Origin of the sequence: Mucilaginibacter ginkgonis (genome assembly GCF_009754905.2) — a bacterium.
GTDB lineage: Bacteria > Bacteroidota > Bacteroidia > Sphingobacteriales > Sphingobacteriaceae > Mucilaginibacter > Mucilaginibacter ginkgonis.
Genome location: NZ_CP066775.1, coordinates 1,822,314 through 1,840,914, shown reverse-complemented (window position 1 = coordinate 1,840,914; position 18,601 = coordinate 1,822,314). Strand labels below are relative to the sequence as shown.

Here is an 18,601-nt window from a genome sequence, read left to right as displayed (position 1 = left end):
ATAAACACTTTATAATATGAAAAAGAGATATTTCTTAATCACAGCAGCTTTTCTTGCAGGCGTAAGCTTAACGTCTTGCAAAAAGTCTCTCAACACTCCGCAAGATTCTGTTACACAGGAGCAAGCGGCGGGTAGCGCAGCTTACCTTAACTCAATTGTGTTGGGTACGTATGCCAGCTTACAAACTATAGCTCAAGAGAACACTATACTACAAACTGCAGACGAAACTACGGATGGTATCATTGTACCAACCCGTGGTACAGACTGGGGTGATGGTGGTAAATGGTTAGCCTTGTATCAGCACACTTATAACGCGGCAAATGACAACATTTCAAACTCCTGGAATAACTGCTATGACGCTATTGGTGCAATCAATATCACCCTTGGCCTTTTAAAAGGTTTGCCGCAAACAACCAGTACAGCTTATTCAACTAATGAGTTGCGTGTGTTACGTGCATATTACTATATGCAATTGGTAACCAACTTTGGTAACATACCGTTGTTGACTTCTGCTTCTCAAGACGCTACTACCGTTAAAACAACTGCTGCAAAAGATGTATTTACATATTTAATTACAGAGTTGCAAGACGCTGGTCCTAAATTAAGCGCTAAAACTCCGGCTGCAGATCCAAGCCAGTATGGCCGTATTAACCGTTGGGGTGCGTACTTTTTGTTAGCTAAATTATATTTGAATCAAAACGTAATTACAGGTACAACTGATAACACAGGCTATCAAAACGCTGATAAGTATTGCGACTCTTTGATCCAGAAATCTGGTTACAGCTTGCAAGGCGATTTCTTGTCGAACTTTAGCAGCAACAATACTAATTCACCAGAGAACATTTTTGTAATTCCGTTCGATCACATTAATGCACCTGGTCTTCACATCCAGATGACCACCTTGCACTATAACCAAGCTCCTAAATATAAATTAGAGAGTACGGGTGGTCCATGGAATGGTTTTACTACATCTGCAGAAAACTATGCAAGGTTTAACAATGCAGATACCCGTAAACAAGGTTGGCAAGCAGGTCAGCAATATGCTGCTGACGGTGTAACACCACTTTTATTACGTGATGGTAAAACGCCGTTATTCTTCACTTCTACAATTGGCAACATTGCCTCTGCTGCAGAAAACGAAGGTGTACGTGTTCAAAAATTCCAGATCACTCCGGGTTCTCAGAACCAGGATGCAGACTTCCCGTTAATGCGTTATGCTGACGTGTTGTTAATGAAAGCCGAGACTCAATTACGTTTGGGTAACACTGGTACTTCTTTAACTTATACCGCGCCTGTACGCGCAAGGGCCAACATGCCAAACTTCACAGCTGCTGCTTACAATGCAGATTCATTGTTAAATGAGCGTGGCCGCGAGTTTGCTTACGAAGGATGGAGAAGACAAGACATGATCCGTTTCGGTCGTTTCGGTGACGCGCGTACGTTTAAACCAGCTGACCCTGATAAGCATTATCAGTTAATGCCTATCCCAACTTCGGCTATCCAAAAGAACCCTAACTTAACTCAAAATCCGGGTTATTAATAAGTTTTAGTTGATTGATTTTAATTGGAGCGGCAATTTTTGCCGCTCCTTTTTGTTATATACCTTTACGCCATATATGCTTAAAGCTGTACTTAGATATTCTTCCGTTTTATTGTTGCTCACTATCTTTTCCTGCAAGCAAAAAAGCAGTTTCGATGAAAAGAATGCCTTGTTTCAATTATTGACCAAAGAACAAACAGGCATAGACTTTAACAATAAAGTTGCAGACGATACTGAGTTTAACGTTTTTAATTATCGCAATTTCTATAATGGTGCAGGCGTAGCCATTGGCGACCTTGATAATGATGGCAAACCCGACATTGTTTTCACAGCTAACCAGGGGCTTAATAAAGTTTATATCAATAAAGGCAATTTAAAATTTGAAGACATTACCGCAAAAAGCGGCCTTAATGTATATAAGCGCTGGCATACCGGCGTTGCCATTGCCGATGTTAACGGCGACGGCTGGCTGGATATTTACATTTCTAACAGCGGCGGCCTTAAAGATGCCGACCGTGCCAACGAATTATACATTAACCAAAAAAACGGCACTTTTAAGGAAGAGGCTGTGCAGTACGGATTAGCTGATAAAGGACTCTCTACTCAAGCATTATTTTTCGACTACGACCATGACGGCGACCTGGATTGCTTCGTGCTAAATAACAGTTACCGTCCAATAGGCAGCTTTGGGTACGAACGCGACCAGCGCACCAAGCGCGACCCTCAAAATGGCGATCGCCTTTATCGCAATGATGGCGGCAGGTTTACAGACGTAAGTGAAGAAGCAAACATTTATGGTAGTGAGATTGGCTTCGGCTTAGGTATTGCAGCGGCAGACCTATTCAATTCGGGTTGGGATGACCTTTATATTTCTAATGACTTTTTTGAACACGACTACTTATACCGCAACTTGCACAATGGCAAGTTTCAGGAAATAAGTGACGAGGCCGTGCGCCATATGAGCCTGTCGTCGATGGGCTCTGATGTCGCGGACATCAATAACGATGGCTATCCGGATATTTTTACTACGGATATGCTACCTGAAAATGACTACCGTTTAAAGACCACTACCAAGTTTGACGAGTACGATATCTACAATGCTAAACTAAAAAATACTTTTCATCATCAGTTTACTACAAATTGCTTGCAACTAAACAATGGCGATGGCACGTTTAGCGAGATCGCTAACCTATCTGGCATCAACGCCACAGACTGGAGTTGGGGTGCCTTAAGCTTTGACTTTAATAACGACGGCTGGAAAGACCTTTTCGTAAATAACGGGATAAGCCGTGATCTCACCAATCAGGATTTTTTGACTTATTTCAGCAGTACCGAAGTAATGAACGAGGTGCAGCACGATGGCTTCAAGCCCAAAAAATTGCTTGACCTAATGCCCAAAACGCCTATCCCAAGTTACGGCTTTATCAACCAGAAAAATTTAACATTTAAAAACGAAAGTGAAAAGCTAGGCTTCTTCAGGCCGGCATACAGCAATGGCGCCGCCTATGGCGACCTGGACGGCGACGGCGACATTGATCTTGTGGTAAACAATGAGAACATGGAAGCCTTTGTGTACCGCAACATGACCACCGAGCGTTCTCATAAAAACTATTTGAAGGTTGAGCTAAAAGGTAGCGGTTTAAACACTTTTGGTGTAGGCGCAAAAGTTACAGTGTATGTAAACGGCAACGCGCAATTGATTGAGCAAATGCCCACCCGCGGTTTTGAGAGCAGTTCTGACCCGGTAATGAACTTTGGTGTAGGCAATGCTAAAAATATCGACAGCGTTAAAGTGGTTTGGACGGATTTTAAAATGCAGTTGCTTAAAAATGTAAAGCCTAACACTAAACTGGTTTTAAAACAGTCAGAAGCGAACGGCAAGTTTAGACCATATACCAAGCCACAAAAACCACTGTATAATAACGTCACCAAACAGCAAATAAGCGGTGATATCTTTCACAAAGAGAACGACTACAAAGATTTCGACGAGCAGCGGCTCATACCTAAAATGCTGTCGACCGAGGGTCCAAAACTTGCCGTTGCAGACGTGAACGGAGATAAACTGGATGACTTTTTCGTGGGCGGTGCCACAGGGGATACTGCTAAGCTTTTTATTCAACAGCCAGACGGCAGATTCATCCAAAAAAAGATCGCTGCCTTTGAGCAGGACAGGATTTGCGAAGATATTGGCGCGCAATTTTTTGACGCCGACCACGACGGCGACATGGACTTGGTAGTTGTATCGGGTGGAAACCAAAGTCAGGGTGATGCGATAAGTAAATTAAGCCGCTTGTATATTAATGATGGCAAAGGCAACTTTACCCGTAAGTTTAGCGGCTGGCCGCTAATCAGCATGAATGCATCTTGCGTTCGTGTCAATGATAAAACCGGCGATGTTTTTATTGGCGGGCGCAGCACACCGGGAGCTTACGGTATGCCGGCATCGAGCAAATTGCTGCACAATGATGGTCATGGCAACTTTACAGATGTTAGTACATCAGTTGGGTCGCAACTGCAAAACTTAGGGATGGTGACGGATGCCCAATGGATAGATATTGATGGAAATGGGCAATTTTCATTAGCCATTGTCGGCGATTGGATGCCGCTTACAATTTTCAAGTATCAAGGTGATAAACTGGTAAAGGCAACTGAGGTAAATAACTCAAGCGGCTGGTGGAATTGTCTTACCGTGGCTGACGTAAATGCTGATGGCAAACCCGATCTTGTCGCAGGCAACAGGGGCTTGAACTCTAAGATCCAGGCAGATGCAATACATCCGGCTAAATTATATGTATCAGATTTTGACAATAACGGACAGGTGGAATGTATTCCTGTTTATTATAAAACGGATGGAAAAGCATATCCGTTTAACCTGCACGATGATCTGATTAAACAGCTCCCTTATCTAAAAAAGAAGATTTTGAGATATGACGCTTATGCGGGCAAGAGCATAGAAGATGTGTTCACCGCCGAGGAATTGGCGAAGGCAAAATTACTTACCGTTACGCAGACGCAAACTTGTGCATTCATCAATAAGGGGAAGGGGCAGTTTACGATGCAGGCTTTGCCTGTAATGGCGCAGTTGTCAGAAGTGTTTAGCATTCTACAAACCGACGTGAACAAAGATGGAATAAATGACCTTTTCATGGGCGGCAACTTCTTTGGCTTAAAACCCGAAGTTGGTCGGTACGATGCCAGCTATGGTGTCACTTTTTTGGGGACTAAGAATAAAGGTTTTAACTATATGACCCCGGCTCAAAGTGGCATGTCTATAACAGGTGAGATAAGGGACATCAAAACCATTAGCACTAAAAAAGGTAAGCAGATTATCATTGCACGAAACAATGATAGCCTTCAAATATTCGGCAGTAATTAGTAATTAATTACTAAAGGTGGTGTAATTGATCCTGATCTTAACCGGGCTGTTGCTGCTTGACGGGAGTTTGTCGTCAAGATAACTTTCGAATGGCAACACCGGGATTTCCATCGCGTGATCGGCAAAATATTTTTTCAGCGCTTCGTGGGCTTGCAGCCTTTTTTCAAAAGATCCGCTATAATCTGCTGCAAACAACGGCCCGTCTTTGATCATTTTGGAATATAAGATGTGCCCTGAATTTTGTAGTGGTTTGTTGATATAGATGCCAACATTCACCATCATAGAGTCTGTACCTACCGGAATGAATTGTGCAATAACGGGTGCCACTTTTGTTACTCCAGTAATCAACGCGAATGACTTCAATTCGTTGAAAGAGGAATCCGCCGCAAGAAACTCATTGGTTTTAGCCACACGTTTTCTAATCACCAGCAGATCCGGCGATGGGACAGTTGTACGGTAAATATGGTAACCGTAAAACAGGTCGTCATTTTCTAAAAAATTCTTGAACTGAGCTGCGCCCGAGTATTGAAAGGGGTTTTTGGAAAAATATCCCACCAGGTATCCCGCAATGCTGATATGTTCTGCTACTATAAGTTCTGTTTCATTAACGGTTTTACCTGGTGCAACAGTTATCACATATGCATGATCACCGCTTATGCCTTGCTGTTTTATCGCAAAACTGCTCGCCGTTTCGTGAACTTCTATCGATGTATTTGGTGTATTTACACTGTATCCGTCGGGTTTAGTAATAAAAGATACTTTGTTTGAATCGGTAGTAAAGTCTGTTTTTATTTCCGGGTGCCATTCGGCCCACTTACGGGGTAACAACAGTTGTTTGTACGCCTTGAAAAATGGCACGTTGATAGGCATAGTTTCTGTGCGATTTACCGGAATGATAAACAATACAGCCACGGCCACAAGAAATATGATAATCAATAAAACCTTTTTCATTAAAAAAAAATCAGGCTGCAAAAATACATAAAAATGCGTTTGCGGCGTTTCAAACTATAAAATCAAAGATTAATAGCACGTTTAATCTTCGCAATAATGAAGTTAAATTGTTAATTTTAACATCTCTCTAAGAGCTTGGCCTATGCCATTATGCCCTCGAAATTATAAACGCTAACGCAGCAATTAGTTAATGACCATTATTTTTGCCGACACATTTGTTGTGATAAAAAAACACTTCTTAGCGGCAATTATTCTAGCTGCAATTGCGTTTGCCGGCTGCGGTAGCCAACCTTCAGAAACGCCTCTATTCACGTTGCTGCTATCATCGCAAACTAACATTCATTTTGTTAACCACTTAAATGACAGGGATAAGCCTGGCATTTTAAAATATTTGTATTACTATAACGGAGGCGGCGTTGCTGTCGGCGATATCAATAATGACGGTTTGCCTGACCTTTTCTTTACTGCTAATCAAAAGGGCGGTAACAAATTGTATCTCAACAAGGGTAATTACAAATTTGAAGACATTACAGTAAAGGCGGGTGTGGCCGGAAATGCGGATTGGAGCACAGGCGTTACCATGGCCGACGTTAATAACGACGGTTACCTGGATATTTATGTTTGCGCAGTTGCAGGTAAGTTAGACCTTAAAGGATATAACCAGTTGTACATCAATAACCACGACGGCACCTTTACAGAAAGCGCGGCACAGTATGGTCTAGATTTTTCGGGATATAGCACACAGGCCGCATTTTTCGACTATAATCACGACGGCTTGCTTGATTGCTATTTACTTAATCAATCAAACCATTCGGTTGAGACGTTTGGTGATACCACCTTACGCAAAAAGGTAAGCCCGCTTGCAGGCAGCAAACTTTATTTAAATACAGGGGGCCATTTTGAAGATGTTACCGCGAAGGCCGGCATTTACAGCAGCGCCTTAGGATATGGTTTAGGTGTAGCTGTTGCCGATTTAAACAATGACGGCTGGGAAGATATCTACATTGGCAATGACTTTCACGAGAACGATTATTACTACATTAATAACCACAACGGAACTTTTACAGAAGCCGGGGCGCAGCATTTCAACCATTATAGCCGCTTTAGCATGGGCAATGATGTGGCCGATTATAACAACGATGGCCAGTTAGATGTCGTGACTGCAGATATGCTTCCCGGCGAAGAAAATATTCTAAAAACATATGGCGGCGACGAATCTTATGACCAATATCAGTACAAAATAGTTAAAAGCGGCTTCCAGTACCAGTACTCGCGCAACGCGTTACAGCGCAACATGGGTAACGGCAATGCTTTTAGCGAGCAAGGTTTGATGAACGGCGTATCTGCCACAGACTGGACCTGGAGCCCCTTATTTGCCGATTTTGATAATGATTGTACAAAGGATTTATTTTTTGCAAACGGTATCAAACGGCGCCCTACAGATATGGACTACATCAGTTTTGTATCTGACTTTGCTATACAAAGACAATTGATGAGCAGCGACCAGTCTGACAGCACAACATTAGATAAGATGCCTGTTGGAAACACTCATCCCTACATTTTTAAGGGAACACCTTCTGAGAAATTTATAGATAAAAGCATGGTGTGGGGAATGAGCAATTCGGTGCTTTCCAATGGTGCGGTATATGCCGACCTTAACAATACCGGTCATCTTGATTTAATCACCAATAATGTCAACAGTGAAGCCTCAATATATAAACACAACGGGAGCAGCAGTAATTACCTTGCTTTAACATTTACCGGTACACATGACAACCGTTTTGGCATTGGTGCAAAGGCATATGTCTTTAACAAGGGTAAAATTCAGTATCAGCAATTGATGCTAACACGCGGTTTTGAATCGTCAGTGGCGCCTAAGCTCCATTTCGGCTTAGGTACTGCGAAAACCATAGATAGTTTGTTGATCATTTGGCCCAACGGATCCTATCAGGTAATTAAACAAGTTAAATCCGGTCAAACGCTCAAAATAAATCAGGCAAATGCGTCGGGTCATTTCGAACAAGATAAATTTTTCAAACCTGCGCAATCGCCCATTGAAGATGTAACAGCGGCGCAGCGTATAAATTGGCAGCATAAAGAAGATCAGTTTGTGGATTTTAATATGCAGCCATTGATTCCGCATATGCTTTCTGCAGAAGGGCCTCGGCTTGCGGTAGCCGATATTAATGGCGATGGCCTTGATGATATTTACGCATGCGGTGCCAAAGACCAGCCTGATGCACTGTTTATACAAGAAAAAAACGGCGGCTTTAAAGCGTCAATTCAACCTGCCTTTATTGAGGATGCGGCGAGCGAAGATGTTGATGCCATCTTCCTTGATGCGAATCATGATGGTCACCCCGACGTGTTCGTTGCATCGGGTGGGAATGAATATGCTGACGGTGCTCCGCAATTAGCAGACCGGTTATATCTTAACGACGGAAAAGGAAATTTTAAAAAATCCGCGACCATTCCATCAATTTTAAAAAACAAATCGGCTGTAGCAGTCGCTGATGTTAACCATGATGGTTATTCGGATATATTTATAGGCGGCGCACCGGATGCGCATCATTACGGTCCGGTACCCGAAAACTACCTGTTATTAAATGATGGTAAAGGGAATTACACAAAGGCTGCAATCAGTAACGATTTGAAATACGCAGGCATGTTGCGCAGCGCATCGTTTGCAGATATCAACAACGACGGCTGGCCAGATCTAATTGTAGCGGGGGAGTGGATGCCGGTCAAAATACTTCTTAATAAACAAGGACATTTTGTGTCTTTGAAAGATGCGCAAATGGAACAACTTTCGGGATGGTGGCAGCGTGTAATATCTGCCGACGTTGACGGCGACGGCAAAATGGATATCATAGCAGGCAATTACGGCCTTAATTCAAAACTGAGGCCAACTACCGCTGATCCTGTTAAATTGTATCTGTCTGATCTTGACAAAAATGGTACCGTAGACCCAATAGTCACTTACAGTGTAAACGGCAAAGATTTTACTTTTCTTGGCAAAGGTGAAATAGAAAAGCAAGTACCGCTGATTAAAAAGAAATATTTATACTATCATGATTTTGCCGGCAAAACGGTTCAGGAACTTTTTGGCGATTCGCTGGATGTCAACAAAATGATGAAAGTTACGTCGTTTGCATCGGGCGTGTTTTACAACAAGGGTCGCGGCAAATTTGTATTCAAAGCGTTTCCGCCGCAGGCGCAGGTATCACCATTATTTGGTTTTGCAATGGCAGGTAAACAACTTTTTGCCGGTGGCAATTTCGGCGGAGTGTTACCGTATGAAGGCCGTTATGACGCGGATTTTGGAGATATACTGTCCGTAGAAAAAAATGGTAATTTTAAAGCATTTTCATTAGCCAATTACAACCTGATGCTGAAAGGCGAGGTGCGGGATATTAAACGCGTCCGTACCGCAAATGGTGATATTTATGCCGTTGCGTTGAACAATAAACCCATAAGGTTTTATAGATTTAAAAACTAAAGTTTAAAATAAAAGCGTGCTATGTTGAGCCTCGCAACGCATAGCGCGTTTAGAACAATATGAAAAAGATATTTTACTTATTTGCGCTCTTCGCGGTTAGTTCAACAACCCTTAAAGCGCAAGATGCCTGGCAGATTAAAGCCGATAAAATAGATCCGGCGAATTATTACGGGATTACCGTGGCCAACGGCATGATAGGTATCGTGTCGTCGCCTGAGCCATTCAAGGTTAAAAATGTGGTACTTGCGGGAGCCTATGACCTGTATGGCCGCGGCAGGGTAAGTAACTTCTTAAACAGCTTCAACCTGTTGAATAGCTATCTGGAGATCAATGGCAAGCGTGTTGATGCTAGAAACATCAGCAACTTTAAGCAAGAGCTTGATATGCACACCGCCGCTTTCACCACCACGTTCGACTATGGAACAGACGCCAGCATTAAATATACTTACTACTCTTTGCGCCAATTACCTTTTACCGTTCTGATGGACGTTTCTGTTACTGCTAAGAAGGCGATAACAGTCACTGCTGCCAGCGTTATGGAGGCGCCGGATGCCTTAAAAGATGTGCAGAACTATTATAATGAAATAGACAGGCCGCACGCAACCATCAGTTTGCTGACCTCAACGGCTAAAAGCCCTACAGGCAAGTTGCAGCTCTGCGCGTCTAACACTTTTCTATTCAATGAGCAGCATGGCAAAGAACCGCGTGTGATACACGAGATGTGGGACAATAACATGCACCTGATGAAATTTACCCGCAGCATTAGCCCCGGCGAAACATATAACTATGGCATAGCCGGTTCATCTATTACTTCTGCGCATGATGCCGACCCATTAAACCAGGCAGAGCGTTTAACTATGTTCGCAAAACTGGAAGGTAAACAAAGGTTGATCACGCAGCACGCGCAGGCCTGGGCCGAGCTTTGGAAAAGCGATATTAACATTGAAGGCGACGCGCAAGCTCAACAGGATATTCACAGTATGTTATACCATCTGTATTCTTTCTCGCGTGCAGGTACGGCTTATTCACCGTCTCCTATGGGTTTATCGGGCTTAGGCTACAACGGACACGTTTTTTGGGACGCCGATCTGTGGATGTATCCAGCTGTTTTGGTGCTGCACCCGGAAATTGCCAAGTCTATGGTGGAATACCGCTACCAACGTTTAGCGATGGCTAAGCAAAACGCCTTTGCCCACGGATATAAGGGGGCGATGTTCCCTTGGGAGAGCGCAGATACAGGTGTAGAAGAGACCCCTGTATGGGCACTAAGCGGGCCATTTGAACACCATATTACTGCATGCGTAGGTTTAGCTGCATGGCAATACTATTGTGTTACACAGGATAAAGATTGGCTGCGCGAAAAGGGCTGGCCTATACTTTCTGCGACAGCAGACTTCTGGGCCAGCCGGGTCGAACGTAACGGCGCAGGACACTACGATATTAAAGATGTGGTAGCTTCTGATGAGTGGGCCGAAAATGTCAATAACGACGCTTTTACCAATGCGGCTGCCATAGCTAACCTGAATGCAGCGTCAGAGGCTGCAAGTATTTTAGGCATCGCTGCAGATGCCGACTGGAAAAACGTGGCCATGAACATTCCAATTAGCAAACTGCCTAATGGCGTCACCCGCGAGTTTGATTCATACAAAGGCGAGGGCATTAAGCAAGCCGATGTAAACCTTTTGGCCTTTCCGCTGAAGAGCATAACCGATCCTGTACAAATAAAAAAAGATTTGGAGTATTATGAAACCCGTGTGCCCAACGAAGGAACGCCAGCCATGACACAAGGTATATTTACGTTGCTGTACGCCCGTTTAGGCGATGGGACAAAAGCTTACCATTGGTTTAAAGACGCATATATCCCTAACCTGAACCCACCATTCCGTGTTATAGCGGAGACCAAGGGCGGCACTAATCCATACTTTGCTACCGGTGCGGGCGGTATTGTACAAAGTGTGCTGATGGGTTTTGGCGGTTTGGACATTACACCACAAGGCATCACGCAAATCAAAACCAGCCTGCCGCCGAACTGGACGTCGCTGACCATAACGGGTGTGGGCCTTGCTAAAAAAACTTACACAGTTTCGAAATGATAAAGAGACTTAGCTCATCCAGCTTATCGCTGATGATTGCAGGCATTACTGTTCTTGCCTTATCATCATGTTCCAGACCCGACTACGTCAAAATATTTCATGACCCTGCATTGTACAGCCGCACCGTGCATGAGTTAAACAGTGTTGTCATGGGCAATAACTTTACGCCGGTGGTTGCTTCAAGGAATTACGCTTACGCTACTATAGCCGGATACGAAGTAATCGCCGCAGGCGATCCCAAACATTACCAATCACTGGCTAATCAGCTTAATGGATTAAAGGCGGTGCCTAAACCCGAGAAAGATCAGCAGATAGATTATGCTTACGCTGCTTTGCTGGCGTTTTGCGAAGTAGGCGAGGCCGTAACTTTTCCCGAAGGAAGTTTGAAATACTACACCGACAGCCTGCACACTCTGGCTGCCACTCACCACATGCCTGACCAGATGATCAGCGGCTCTGAGATTTACGCGAAGGCAGTAGCGAAAAGCATTTTAGCCTGGAGCAAAGGCGACAATTACCTTAAAACGCGCAGTGCATCTAAGTTTTCTATTAATGACTCGTTAGGACGATGGGTGCCAACACCTCCCATGTATGCGGAAGCGGTTGAACCGCATTGGGGCGAAATACGCACTATGGTAATGCACGATGCAAAGGAGTACAGCGTGCCGCCGCCTCCAAAGTTTGATGTTACTAACAAAAGCAGCCCATACTTTCTGGATGTGATGCGTAGTAAGAATGCTGTTGATAGTTTGAATGCCGAGCAAACGCACATTGCTGATTTTTGGGACGATAATCCGCAGAAACTGAATGTATCCGGACATGTGATGTTTATCACCAAAAAATTTTCGCCGCCGGGGCATTGGTTAAGTATTGTAGGTATTGGTGCTAAAAATGTAAAGGCTGATTTTAATACCACTGTCGCGGCATATGCCAAGACGGCAATCGCGTTATTCGACGGCTTTATAGAATCATGGGCGGCAAAATACATCTACAAAACGGCACGGCCCGAAACCGTTATCGATAAATATATCGACGCCGACTGGCGCCCGCATTTGCAGACTCCGCCTTTCCCGGAATACACTTGCGGGCACTGCACCATTTCTGCTGCCGCTGCCGAGGCATTAACCAGCGCCTTAGGCGATAATATTGCTTACAAAGACACATCAGAACAGGAGTTTGGGATTAAAAGCCGCTCGTATAAATCTTTCCGTGACGCGGCGAACGAAAATGTAATGGCCCGCTTTTACGGTGGTATTCACTTTATGAATTCGTGCAAGGTATCAAATAAATACGGCAGGGTAGTGGGCGACTCTGTCGCTATCAAGCTGGTCATGAAGAAGAAGTAAGCCGGGTTTCCAGCGCACCATCTATCCATTAGTGTTTCACTGTTTCACTTGAAACAGGTGAAACAGCTGTTCCATACTTTTAGGTATGTGACGTTGTTATGCTCTTAGCTGATTAGCAATCCCGTTACGGCGTTTACCTACAAGCACTACTTTGTCAGTACTGTGGCCAAAACCGTCCTTGAAACACCTCTGCGCCATTGATTTGACAGTGTGACAAGATGCTGCCGAACCGGAAACCAACTGAACAGAGCGTTGAGGATATTCCGCTACATCAATTCTTTATCCTTCTTTTCGTGGTAAGTTTTATAAGCCAGGTAGAAGAAAAGGGCAGCCATTAAAGCTTCAATGATCAGGGATGATGTTTTGACCACCGGGTAAAACATTATTAAATTGATAACGATTAATGCCAATGCCACAATCCCGAAAAGCAGGTACAGGTAAAAATATCTTTTGTTGATCATCCCTCTCGTTTAAATACCATGGCTGCCAGCGGCGCAACGGTGATGTTTATGCAGTTGTCCTTACCATGCCAAAACTCTTCCTTTGATTCGACAGTCGTGTTTTGTACTCCCGTTCCCCAAAAGTCTTTTTTGTCGGTGTTAAAGATCTCTTTCCAGGTTCCCGGAGCCGGCACACCAATATTATAGTTCTCACGTACAACAGGTGTCATGTTTAATACTACGACCAGGTTATCTTTGGGATCATTTCCTTTGCGAATGTAAGCCACTAAAGAATCCGCGGCATTGCCACCATCCAGCCATTCAAAACCGGCTTCTTCAAATTCTTTCTCGTACAGAGCGGGCTCAGTTTTATACAAATGGTTAAGTCCTTTAACCGTTTCTTTAATGCCGTTATGACTGTCGTATTGGAGCAAGTGCCAGTCCAGCGATTTTTGAAAATCCCACTCGGCACTCTGGCCAAACTCGCTGCCCATGAATAGGAGCTTAGTACCCGGGTGCGTAAACATGTAACCATATAACAGGCGCAGGTTTGCAAAGCGCTGCCAGTCGTCGCCCGGCATTTTTCCCAGCATACTGCCTTTGCCATACACTACCTCATCATGCGAGAACGGGAGCATGAAATTCTCAGTAAAAGCATAAATAAGGCTAAAGGTTATTACGTTGTGATGGTACTTACGATTGATCGGGTCTTCGCCAAAATATTTGATCGTATCGTGCATCCAGCCCATCATCCACTTCATGCCAAAGCCAAGTCCGCCCGAAAACACTGGTCGGCTAACGCCCGAAAATGAAGTAGATTCTTCGGCGATGGTTTGCGTATCAGGGAATTCTTTATAAACCGCGGCGTTAAATTCCTTGAGGAACGATATAGCCTCGAGGTTTTCATTACCGCCCAGATAATTCGGCTCCCACTCGCCGTGGTTGCGCGAATAGTCGAGGTAAAGCATCGAGGCTACAGCGTCCACACGCAAGCCGTCTATGTGGTATCTGTCCAACCAAAAAAGCGCGTTACTGATGAGGAAAGAGCGCACTTCATTACGGCCATAATTGAATATGTATGATTTCCAGTCGGGGTGAAATCCTTTGCGTGGGTCTTCATGCTCATAAAGCGAAGTACCGTCGAAACGATACAGACCATGCTTATCTCCCGGGAAGTGCGATGGCACCCAGTCCAGTATAACACCTATACCAGCTTCATGCAGCTTTTCTACAAGGTACATCATATCCTGCGGCGACCCGTAGCGTGAAGACGCTGCGAAATATCCGGTCAGTTGGTAACCCCAGCTTGGGTAATAAGGATGCTCCATTAGCGGCATAAACTCTACGTGTGTAAAGCCCATTTCCTGAACATACGGCACCAGTTTATTTGCCACCTGGCGGTAATTTAATAGTTGATCCGGGCTTTCCATACCGCGCGCCCAAGATCCAAGATGTACCTCATAAACAGAGTACGGCTTGTTCAGCGCGTTCTTTTCATGGCGATAGCCCATCCATTGGGCGTCTTTCCATTCATAGTAGGTATCAGTCACGATACTGGCAGTGCTTGGCGGCACTTCCCACTGCAAGGCAAAAGGGTCGGCCTTCTCCAAATCTTCGCCTGTATTGGAGTTGATGAAATATTTATACACCTCACCGTTACCGATATGAGGCACAAAACCCTCCCAAATGCCGGAACTATCCCATCGCGGATAGATAGGGGTAGATCCCTTGTTCCATCCGTTAAAATTTCCGATCACGGAAATATAACGCGCGTTTGGCGCCCAAACTGCGAAGTAAGTTCCAATGACACCATTATGCTCAACCACATGTGAACCCATCTTTTCATACAGCTTATAATGTTTGCCCGATTTGAAAAGATGTATATCGAACTCTGTAAAGCGACTGTACTGGCCCGTACCATATGGTTTCGCTGCCGGAAATGTTGTTACTGAGGCAGCGACATCTGTTTTTGATTTTCCAAATCTTTTAGGCATAACCACCTCTTGAGATGATTCATCTTTAGGCGCTTTTATTGCCGGTTTATTTATAGTCGCTTTAACGGATTTTGGTTCTGACTTTGGTTCAGTCTTCTCAGTTTTTTTTGCCATTGGTGTAGCGTTAGGGCCTGCTAGAGCCTTTTTAATTCAACATAAATTAAAACAGCTTGTTTGGCAGGCAATGGCTAATATAGATAAAGCAAATCACTATCTGTTTATGCTATGTTGCATCGACGGCAGTTTGAGCGTATCTTTTCATATATTTGATATAGTAATTTAAGGGTATGACAACGTTAACAATAAACATTCCGGACGATAGCTCAAATGCTATATCTGATATATCTAAAATTGTCAAAAAAATTGGCGGCCACATTGCTGTATCATCGGATGATGACATAAGTGACGAAGAACTTGAAATTATCAGTAAAAGTTACAAGGAAGCATTGCTAATAAAAGATGGAAAAATAAATAAAGTGCCTGCATCTAAATTGTGGGATGAGTAATCAAGTCTTCGTTTCTCCAAGTTTTATTAAAAACGTAAAGCCGTTAGCCAAAAAATATCCCGGTTTACGGCCTTCCATCGATGATTTGATCCTGCAGCTAACCGGTAATCCTTACTTAGGTGAGTCCTATGGAAAAGGAATTTATAAGATTAGACTCACGGGTGAAAGTATTGGCAGAGGTAAAAGCGGAGGATTTAGGGTAATGTACTATCACCTAACAAAATCCAGTGATGGAATCGAAGTTCTATTGATGACAATATTTAGCAAATCAGAAAAGTCAACAATCAAAAAAGTAGATGCGGTAAAGAGGTTGAACGAAATTTTAGCCAATTATCTGAACACTAAATAACAAAGGCCTTAAACTTAAGGCCTCTGTTATGAAAGATTTTATCGCTATTTCAAAATCTCCGCCTTTTTAAAGTTCTTGGTAAAAATGAACTTAAATGAGGCGTCGCCGGACTGATCGAAGTCTGTTAACATTTTACCATCTATAATCACCTTTGCAGGTTTAAACGGCAGTCCAACTATGTTAAACGCGTAATTTTCGTAACGGGGAGTGTATAAGCCTTCCATCGACTGCTCAATGGTTAGCGACGCTGCATCACCATTAACAATAAATTTCTTTTCTGAGTAGATATCCTGCTCGTAAGCAAATGTTTCGCCATAGTCTTCAAAAAAGAATGAATTCACTTCATAATCACTATAGTAGATATTGATCTTAACCTCTGTGATTTCTTTTTCACCAACGTATTGTTGTACGGGATACTCCGGAATAACGCTGCCTGCTTTAATAAACATCGGTATAGTTTCCAGTGGGGTAGGAACAGTGATCTCGTTGCCGCCCTCAATTAACTTCTTGTCCCAGAAGTTGTACCATTTGCCTTTTGGCAGGTAAACTATGCGCTGCGTTTGTCCCGGCTCAAGTACCGGGCAGATCAGGATCTTATCACCGTAAGTAAATTCGTCCTGACGGGCCTGGTTATTCAAAACATCTTGCTCCTGTAAGACAACAGGACGCAGAATTGGGAAACCATACCGGTGATGTTCCCAAAACGTCGAATACAGGTAAGGCAGCAATCTGTACCGCAATTCTATAAACTTGCGGTTTATAGCGGTGTACGGCTCGCCAAAACTCCACGGTTCGCGTTCCTTAGTGTCGCCTGCCGAGTGGGCGCGCATAAAAGGCGAGAACGTACCTAACTGTATCCAGCGGGTAAACAACTCTCCATCAGGTTCGCCGCTAAATCCGCCGATGTCCGTACCGCAAAAAGGTATGCCCGACATTGACAGGCGTTGCAACTGTATATGTCCAAGGTGTAAATGTTCCCATGAGGCAACATTATCACCCGTCCAGACAGAAGCATAACGCTGCACGCCCGAATAGCCCGCGCGTGTTATAGTGAACGGGCGCTTGTTTTTCATTTGTTTGCGCAGCCCTTCATAAGTGGCGCGCACCATTTGCATGCCATATACATTGTGCGCCTTGCGGTGAGAGCCGCGATAGCCATCATACTGGTGGCGTACATCATCAGGGAAAGTACCTGCGCCAAATACGGCAGGCTCATTCATGTCGTTCCATACGCCCGCAACGCCGGCTTCAACCAACTCATCGAATAGATCGCCCCACCATCTACGCACCTCAGGGTTGGTAAAATCGGGGAACTGGCAGCGGCCCGGCCATACGTGGCCCTCCATAAAGTAATCGTCACATCGGCGGCAAAAATATTTCTTCTCTTTTCCTTCCCTGAACACCGCGTAGTTGTCATCGACACGTATACCGGGATCTATAATTATCACCGTTTTAAAACCGTCTGCCGCCAATTCTTTGATCATTTTCTTTGGATCGGGGAAGTATTTGCGGTTCCAGGTAAAGCAGCGATAGCCGTCCATGTAATCTATGTCCAGGTAAATACCATCACAAGGGATCTTATTGTCGCGGAAACCTCTGGTAACGCTGCGTACTTTGCTTTCGGGGTAATAACTCCAGCGGCACTGGTGATACCCTAACGCCCAAAGCGGGGGCATGGGGTGCGTGCCGGTCAACGAGTGGTAGCGTTTTACCACGTCCATCATATGCGGACCGTGGATGTAATAATATTGGAGCTCACCGCCATCGGCCCAGAAACTGGTTTTTGTAAAATCCTCTGCAGCAAAATCGAACGTCGAGCGAAAAGTATTGTCAACGAAAATACCGTGAGCGATACCTTCATTTAAACTGATATAAAACGGGATAGTGCGATATAGCGGATCCTGGTTCCAGGCAAACGAATAGGCATCTGTATTCCAGTTCCGAAAACGGCGGCCGCGCAAATTTAAGTTTGAGGCTTTGTCGCCGAGGCCATAGAATGCTTCATCCTGATGGCAAACCTTTGTACCAAAAACATAATAGCCCCCAAACTGGGTGTTTTCTTCCCAATGCATAGGCACAGCATCACTACTTGTTACATGCTCCTGGCTGTCAGAAAAATGGATCAGAAAATCCTGCTTGTTGATATGGCAGTTTACCGTGTTTGTCGAGACCCGGTATTCATTTTCGTCTTCATGAAGCGAAAACACAGAAGCGGTGACCTTTAACTCGGGCACGGCATAAGAAAACTCGTCCAAAAAAACACCATGCGGCGCAAGCCTCACGCGGATGATCTCGTCACTTACAACGGTAACCTCTACACGCGCGTCGTTATCGCTAAAAAAGAATTTATTTTTATCCTGCACCACTTCGGTTACGGTGCCGAGGTATTTTTTTTCGATCGGTTTTATCCCCAGAACGGGATTGTTGAGATGATGAAATTCCTCATCAACTTCTACATCATGATTATCGGTAAGTTCCGGATCAAGTATATTATCGTCCATCAAGCG

Annotated in this window: 11 protein-coding genes; 7 read left to right on the top strand and 4 right to left on the bottom strand. The window is 44.2% G+C overall.

Going from position 1 to position 18,601, the window contains the following annotated elements; translation table 11 throughout:
- Positions 1-16: 16 nt before the first annotated feature.
- Complete coding sequence (locus tag GO620_RS08505) at positions 17-1,540, top strand: RagB/SusD family nutrient uptake outer membrane protein (protein WP_157524217.1); 1,524 nt, start codon at positions 17-19, stop codon at positions 1,538-1,540.
- A 76-nt stretch (positions 1,541-1,616) separates the two neighbouring features.
- On the top strand, positions 1,617-4,916 hold the full coding sequence (locus tag GO620_RS08500) for a VCBS repeat-containing protein (RefSeq protein ID WP_157524215.1): 3,300 nt from the start codon (positions 1,617-1,619) through the stop codon (positions 4,914-4,916).
- Between the two features lie 3 nt (positions 4,917-4,919).
- Here the strand turns inward: GO620_RS08500 and GO620_RS08495 are convergent, their stop codons facing one another.
- Positions 4,920-5,867 (bottom strand): hypothetical protein, encoded by a 948-nt coding sequence (locus GO620_RS08495; protein WP_157524213.1) that lies wholly within the window; start codon positions 5,865-5,867, stop codon positions 4,920-4,922.
- A 190-nt stretch (positions 5,868-6,057) separates the two neighbouring features.
- Here GO620_RS08495 and GO620_RS08490 point away from each other — a divergent pair, with 190 nt between their 5' ends.
- Genes GO620_RS08490 through GO620_RS08480 form a run of 3 tightly spaced genes read left to right on the top strand, consistent with a single transcriptional unit; the run spans position 6,058 to position 12,805 of the window.
- Complete coding sequence (locus GO620_RS08490; protein ID WP_157524211.1) at positions 6,058-9,366, top strand: VCBS repeat-containing protein; 3,309 nt, start codon at positions 6,058-6,060, stop codon at positions 9,364-9,366.
- Positions 9,367-9,425: 59 nt separating this feature from the next.
- A complete protein-coding gene (locus tag GO620_RS08485) occupies positions 9,426-11,459 on the top strand; it encodes a glycoside hydrolase family 65 protein (protein ID WP_157524209.1) in 2,034 nt (677 codons plus the stop codon).
- Complete coding sequence (locus tag GO620_RS08480; RefSeq protein WP_157524207.1) at positions 11,456-12,805, top strand: vanadium-dependent haloperoxidase; 1,350 nt, start codon at positions 11,456-11,458, stop codon at positions 12,803-12,805. Before GO620_RS08485 ends, GO620_RS08480 begins: the two co-directional genes overlap by 4 nt.
- A gap of 266 nt (positions 12,806-13,071) precedes the next feature.
- Here the strand turns inward: GO620_RS08480 and GO620_RS08475 are convergent, their stop codons facing one another.
- Together GO620_RS08475 and glgB are read right to left on the bottom strand one after the other, a co-directional pair.
- A complete protein-coding gene (locus GO620_RS08475) occupies positions 13,072-13,266 on the bottom strand; it encodes a hypothetical protein (protein WP_157524205.1) in 195 nt (64 codons plus the stop codon).
- Complete coding sequence (glgB, locus tag GO620_RS08470; RefSeq protein ID WP_157524203.1) at positions 13,263-15,353, bottom strand: 1,4-alpha-glucan branching protein GlgB; 2,091 nt, start codon at positions 15,351-15,353, stop codon at positions 13,263-13,265. The genes GO620_RS08475 and glgB overlap by 4 nt, the downstream gene beginning before the upstream one ends.
- Positions 15,354-15,526: 173 nt before the next feature.
- On the opposite strand from glgB, the gene GO620_RS08465 reads away from it, so the two are divergent.
- Positions 15,527-15,745, top strand: a complete 219-nt coding sequence (locus tag GO620_RS08465; protein WP_157524201.1) for a hypothetical protein — start codon at positions 15,527-15,529, stop codon at positions 15,743-15,745.
- Positions 15,738-16,094, top strand: a complete 357-nt coding sequence (locus GO620_RS08460) for a type II toxin-antitoxin system RelE/ParE family toxin (RefSeq protein ID WP_157524199.1) — start codon at positions 15,738-15,740, stop codon at positions 16,092-16,094. The genes GO620_RS08465 and GO620_RS08460 overlap by 8 nt, the downstream gene beginning before the upstream one ends.
- 44 nt (positions 16,095-16,138) lie before the next feature.
- On the opposite strand, the gene GO620_RS08455 is transcribed toward GO620_RS08460, so the two are convergent.
- Positions 16,139-18,595, bottom strand: coding sequence for a glycoside hydrolase family 31 protein (locus GO620_RS08455; RefSeq protein WP_157524197.1), 2,457 nt, complete (start codon positions 18,593-18,595; stop codon positions 16,139-16,141).
- Positions 18,596-18,601: the final 6 nt, after the last annotated feature.

Coding starts and splice junctions, on each gene's coding strand:
- GO620_RS08490 (WP_157524211.1), top strand. CDS start 6,058: ATGACCATTATTTTTGCCGACACATTTGTTGTGATAAAAAAACACTTC.
- GO620_RS08475 (WP_157524205.1), bottom strand. CDS start 13,266: ATGATCAACAAAAGATATTTTTACCTGTACCTGCTTTTCGGGATTGTG.
- GO620_RS08485 (WP_157524209.1), top strand. CDS start 9,426: ATGAAAAAGATATTTTACTTATTTGCGCTCTTCGCGGTTAGTTCAACA.
- GO620_RS08480 (WP_157524207.1), top strand. CDS start 11,456: ATGATAAAGAGACTTAGCTCATCCAGCTTATCGCTGATGATTGCAGGC.
- GO620_RS08500 (WP_157524215.1), top strand. CDS start 1,617: ATGCTTAAAGCTGTACTTAGATATTCTTCCGTTTTATTGTTGCTCACT.
- GO620_RS08495 (WP_157524213.1), bottom strand. CDS start 5,867: ATGAAAAAGGTTTTATTGATTATCATATTTCTTGTGGCCGTGGCTGTA.
- GO620_RS08455 (WP_157524197.1), bottom strand. CDS start 18,595: ATGGACGATAATATACTTGATCCGGAACTTACCGATAATCATGATGTA.
- glgB (WP_157524203.1), bottom strand. CDS start 15,353: ATGGCAAAAAAAACTGAGAAGACTGAACCAAAGTCAGAACCAAAATCC.
- GO620_RS08505 (WP_157524217.1), top strand. CDS start 17: ATGAAAAAGAGATATTTCTTAATCACAGCAGCTTTTCTTGCAGGCGTA.
- GO620_RS08465 (WP_157524201.1), top strand. CDS start 15,527: ATGACAACGTTAACAATAAACATTCCGGACGATAGCTCAAATGCTATA.
- GO620_RS08460 (WP_157524199.1), top strand. CDS start 15,738: ATGAGTAATCAAGTCTTCGTTTCTCCAAGTTTTATTAAAAACGTAAAG.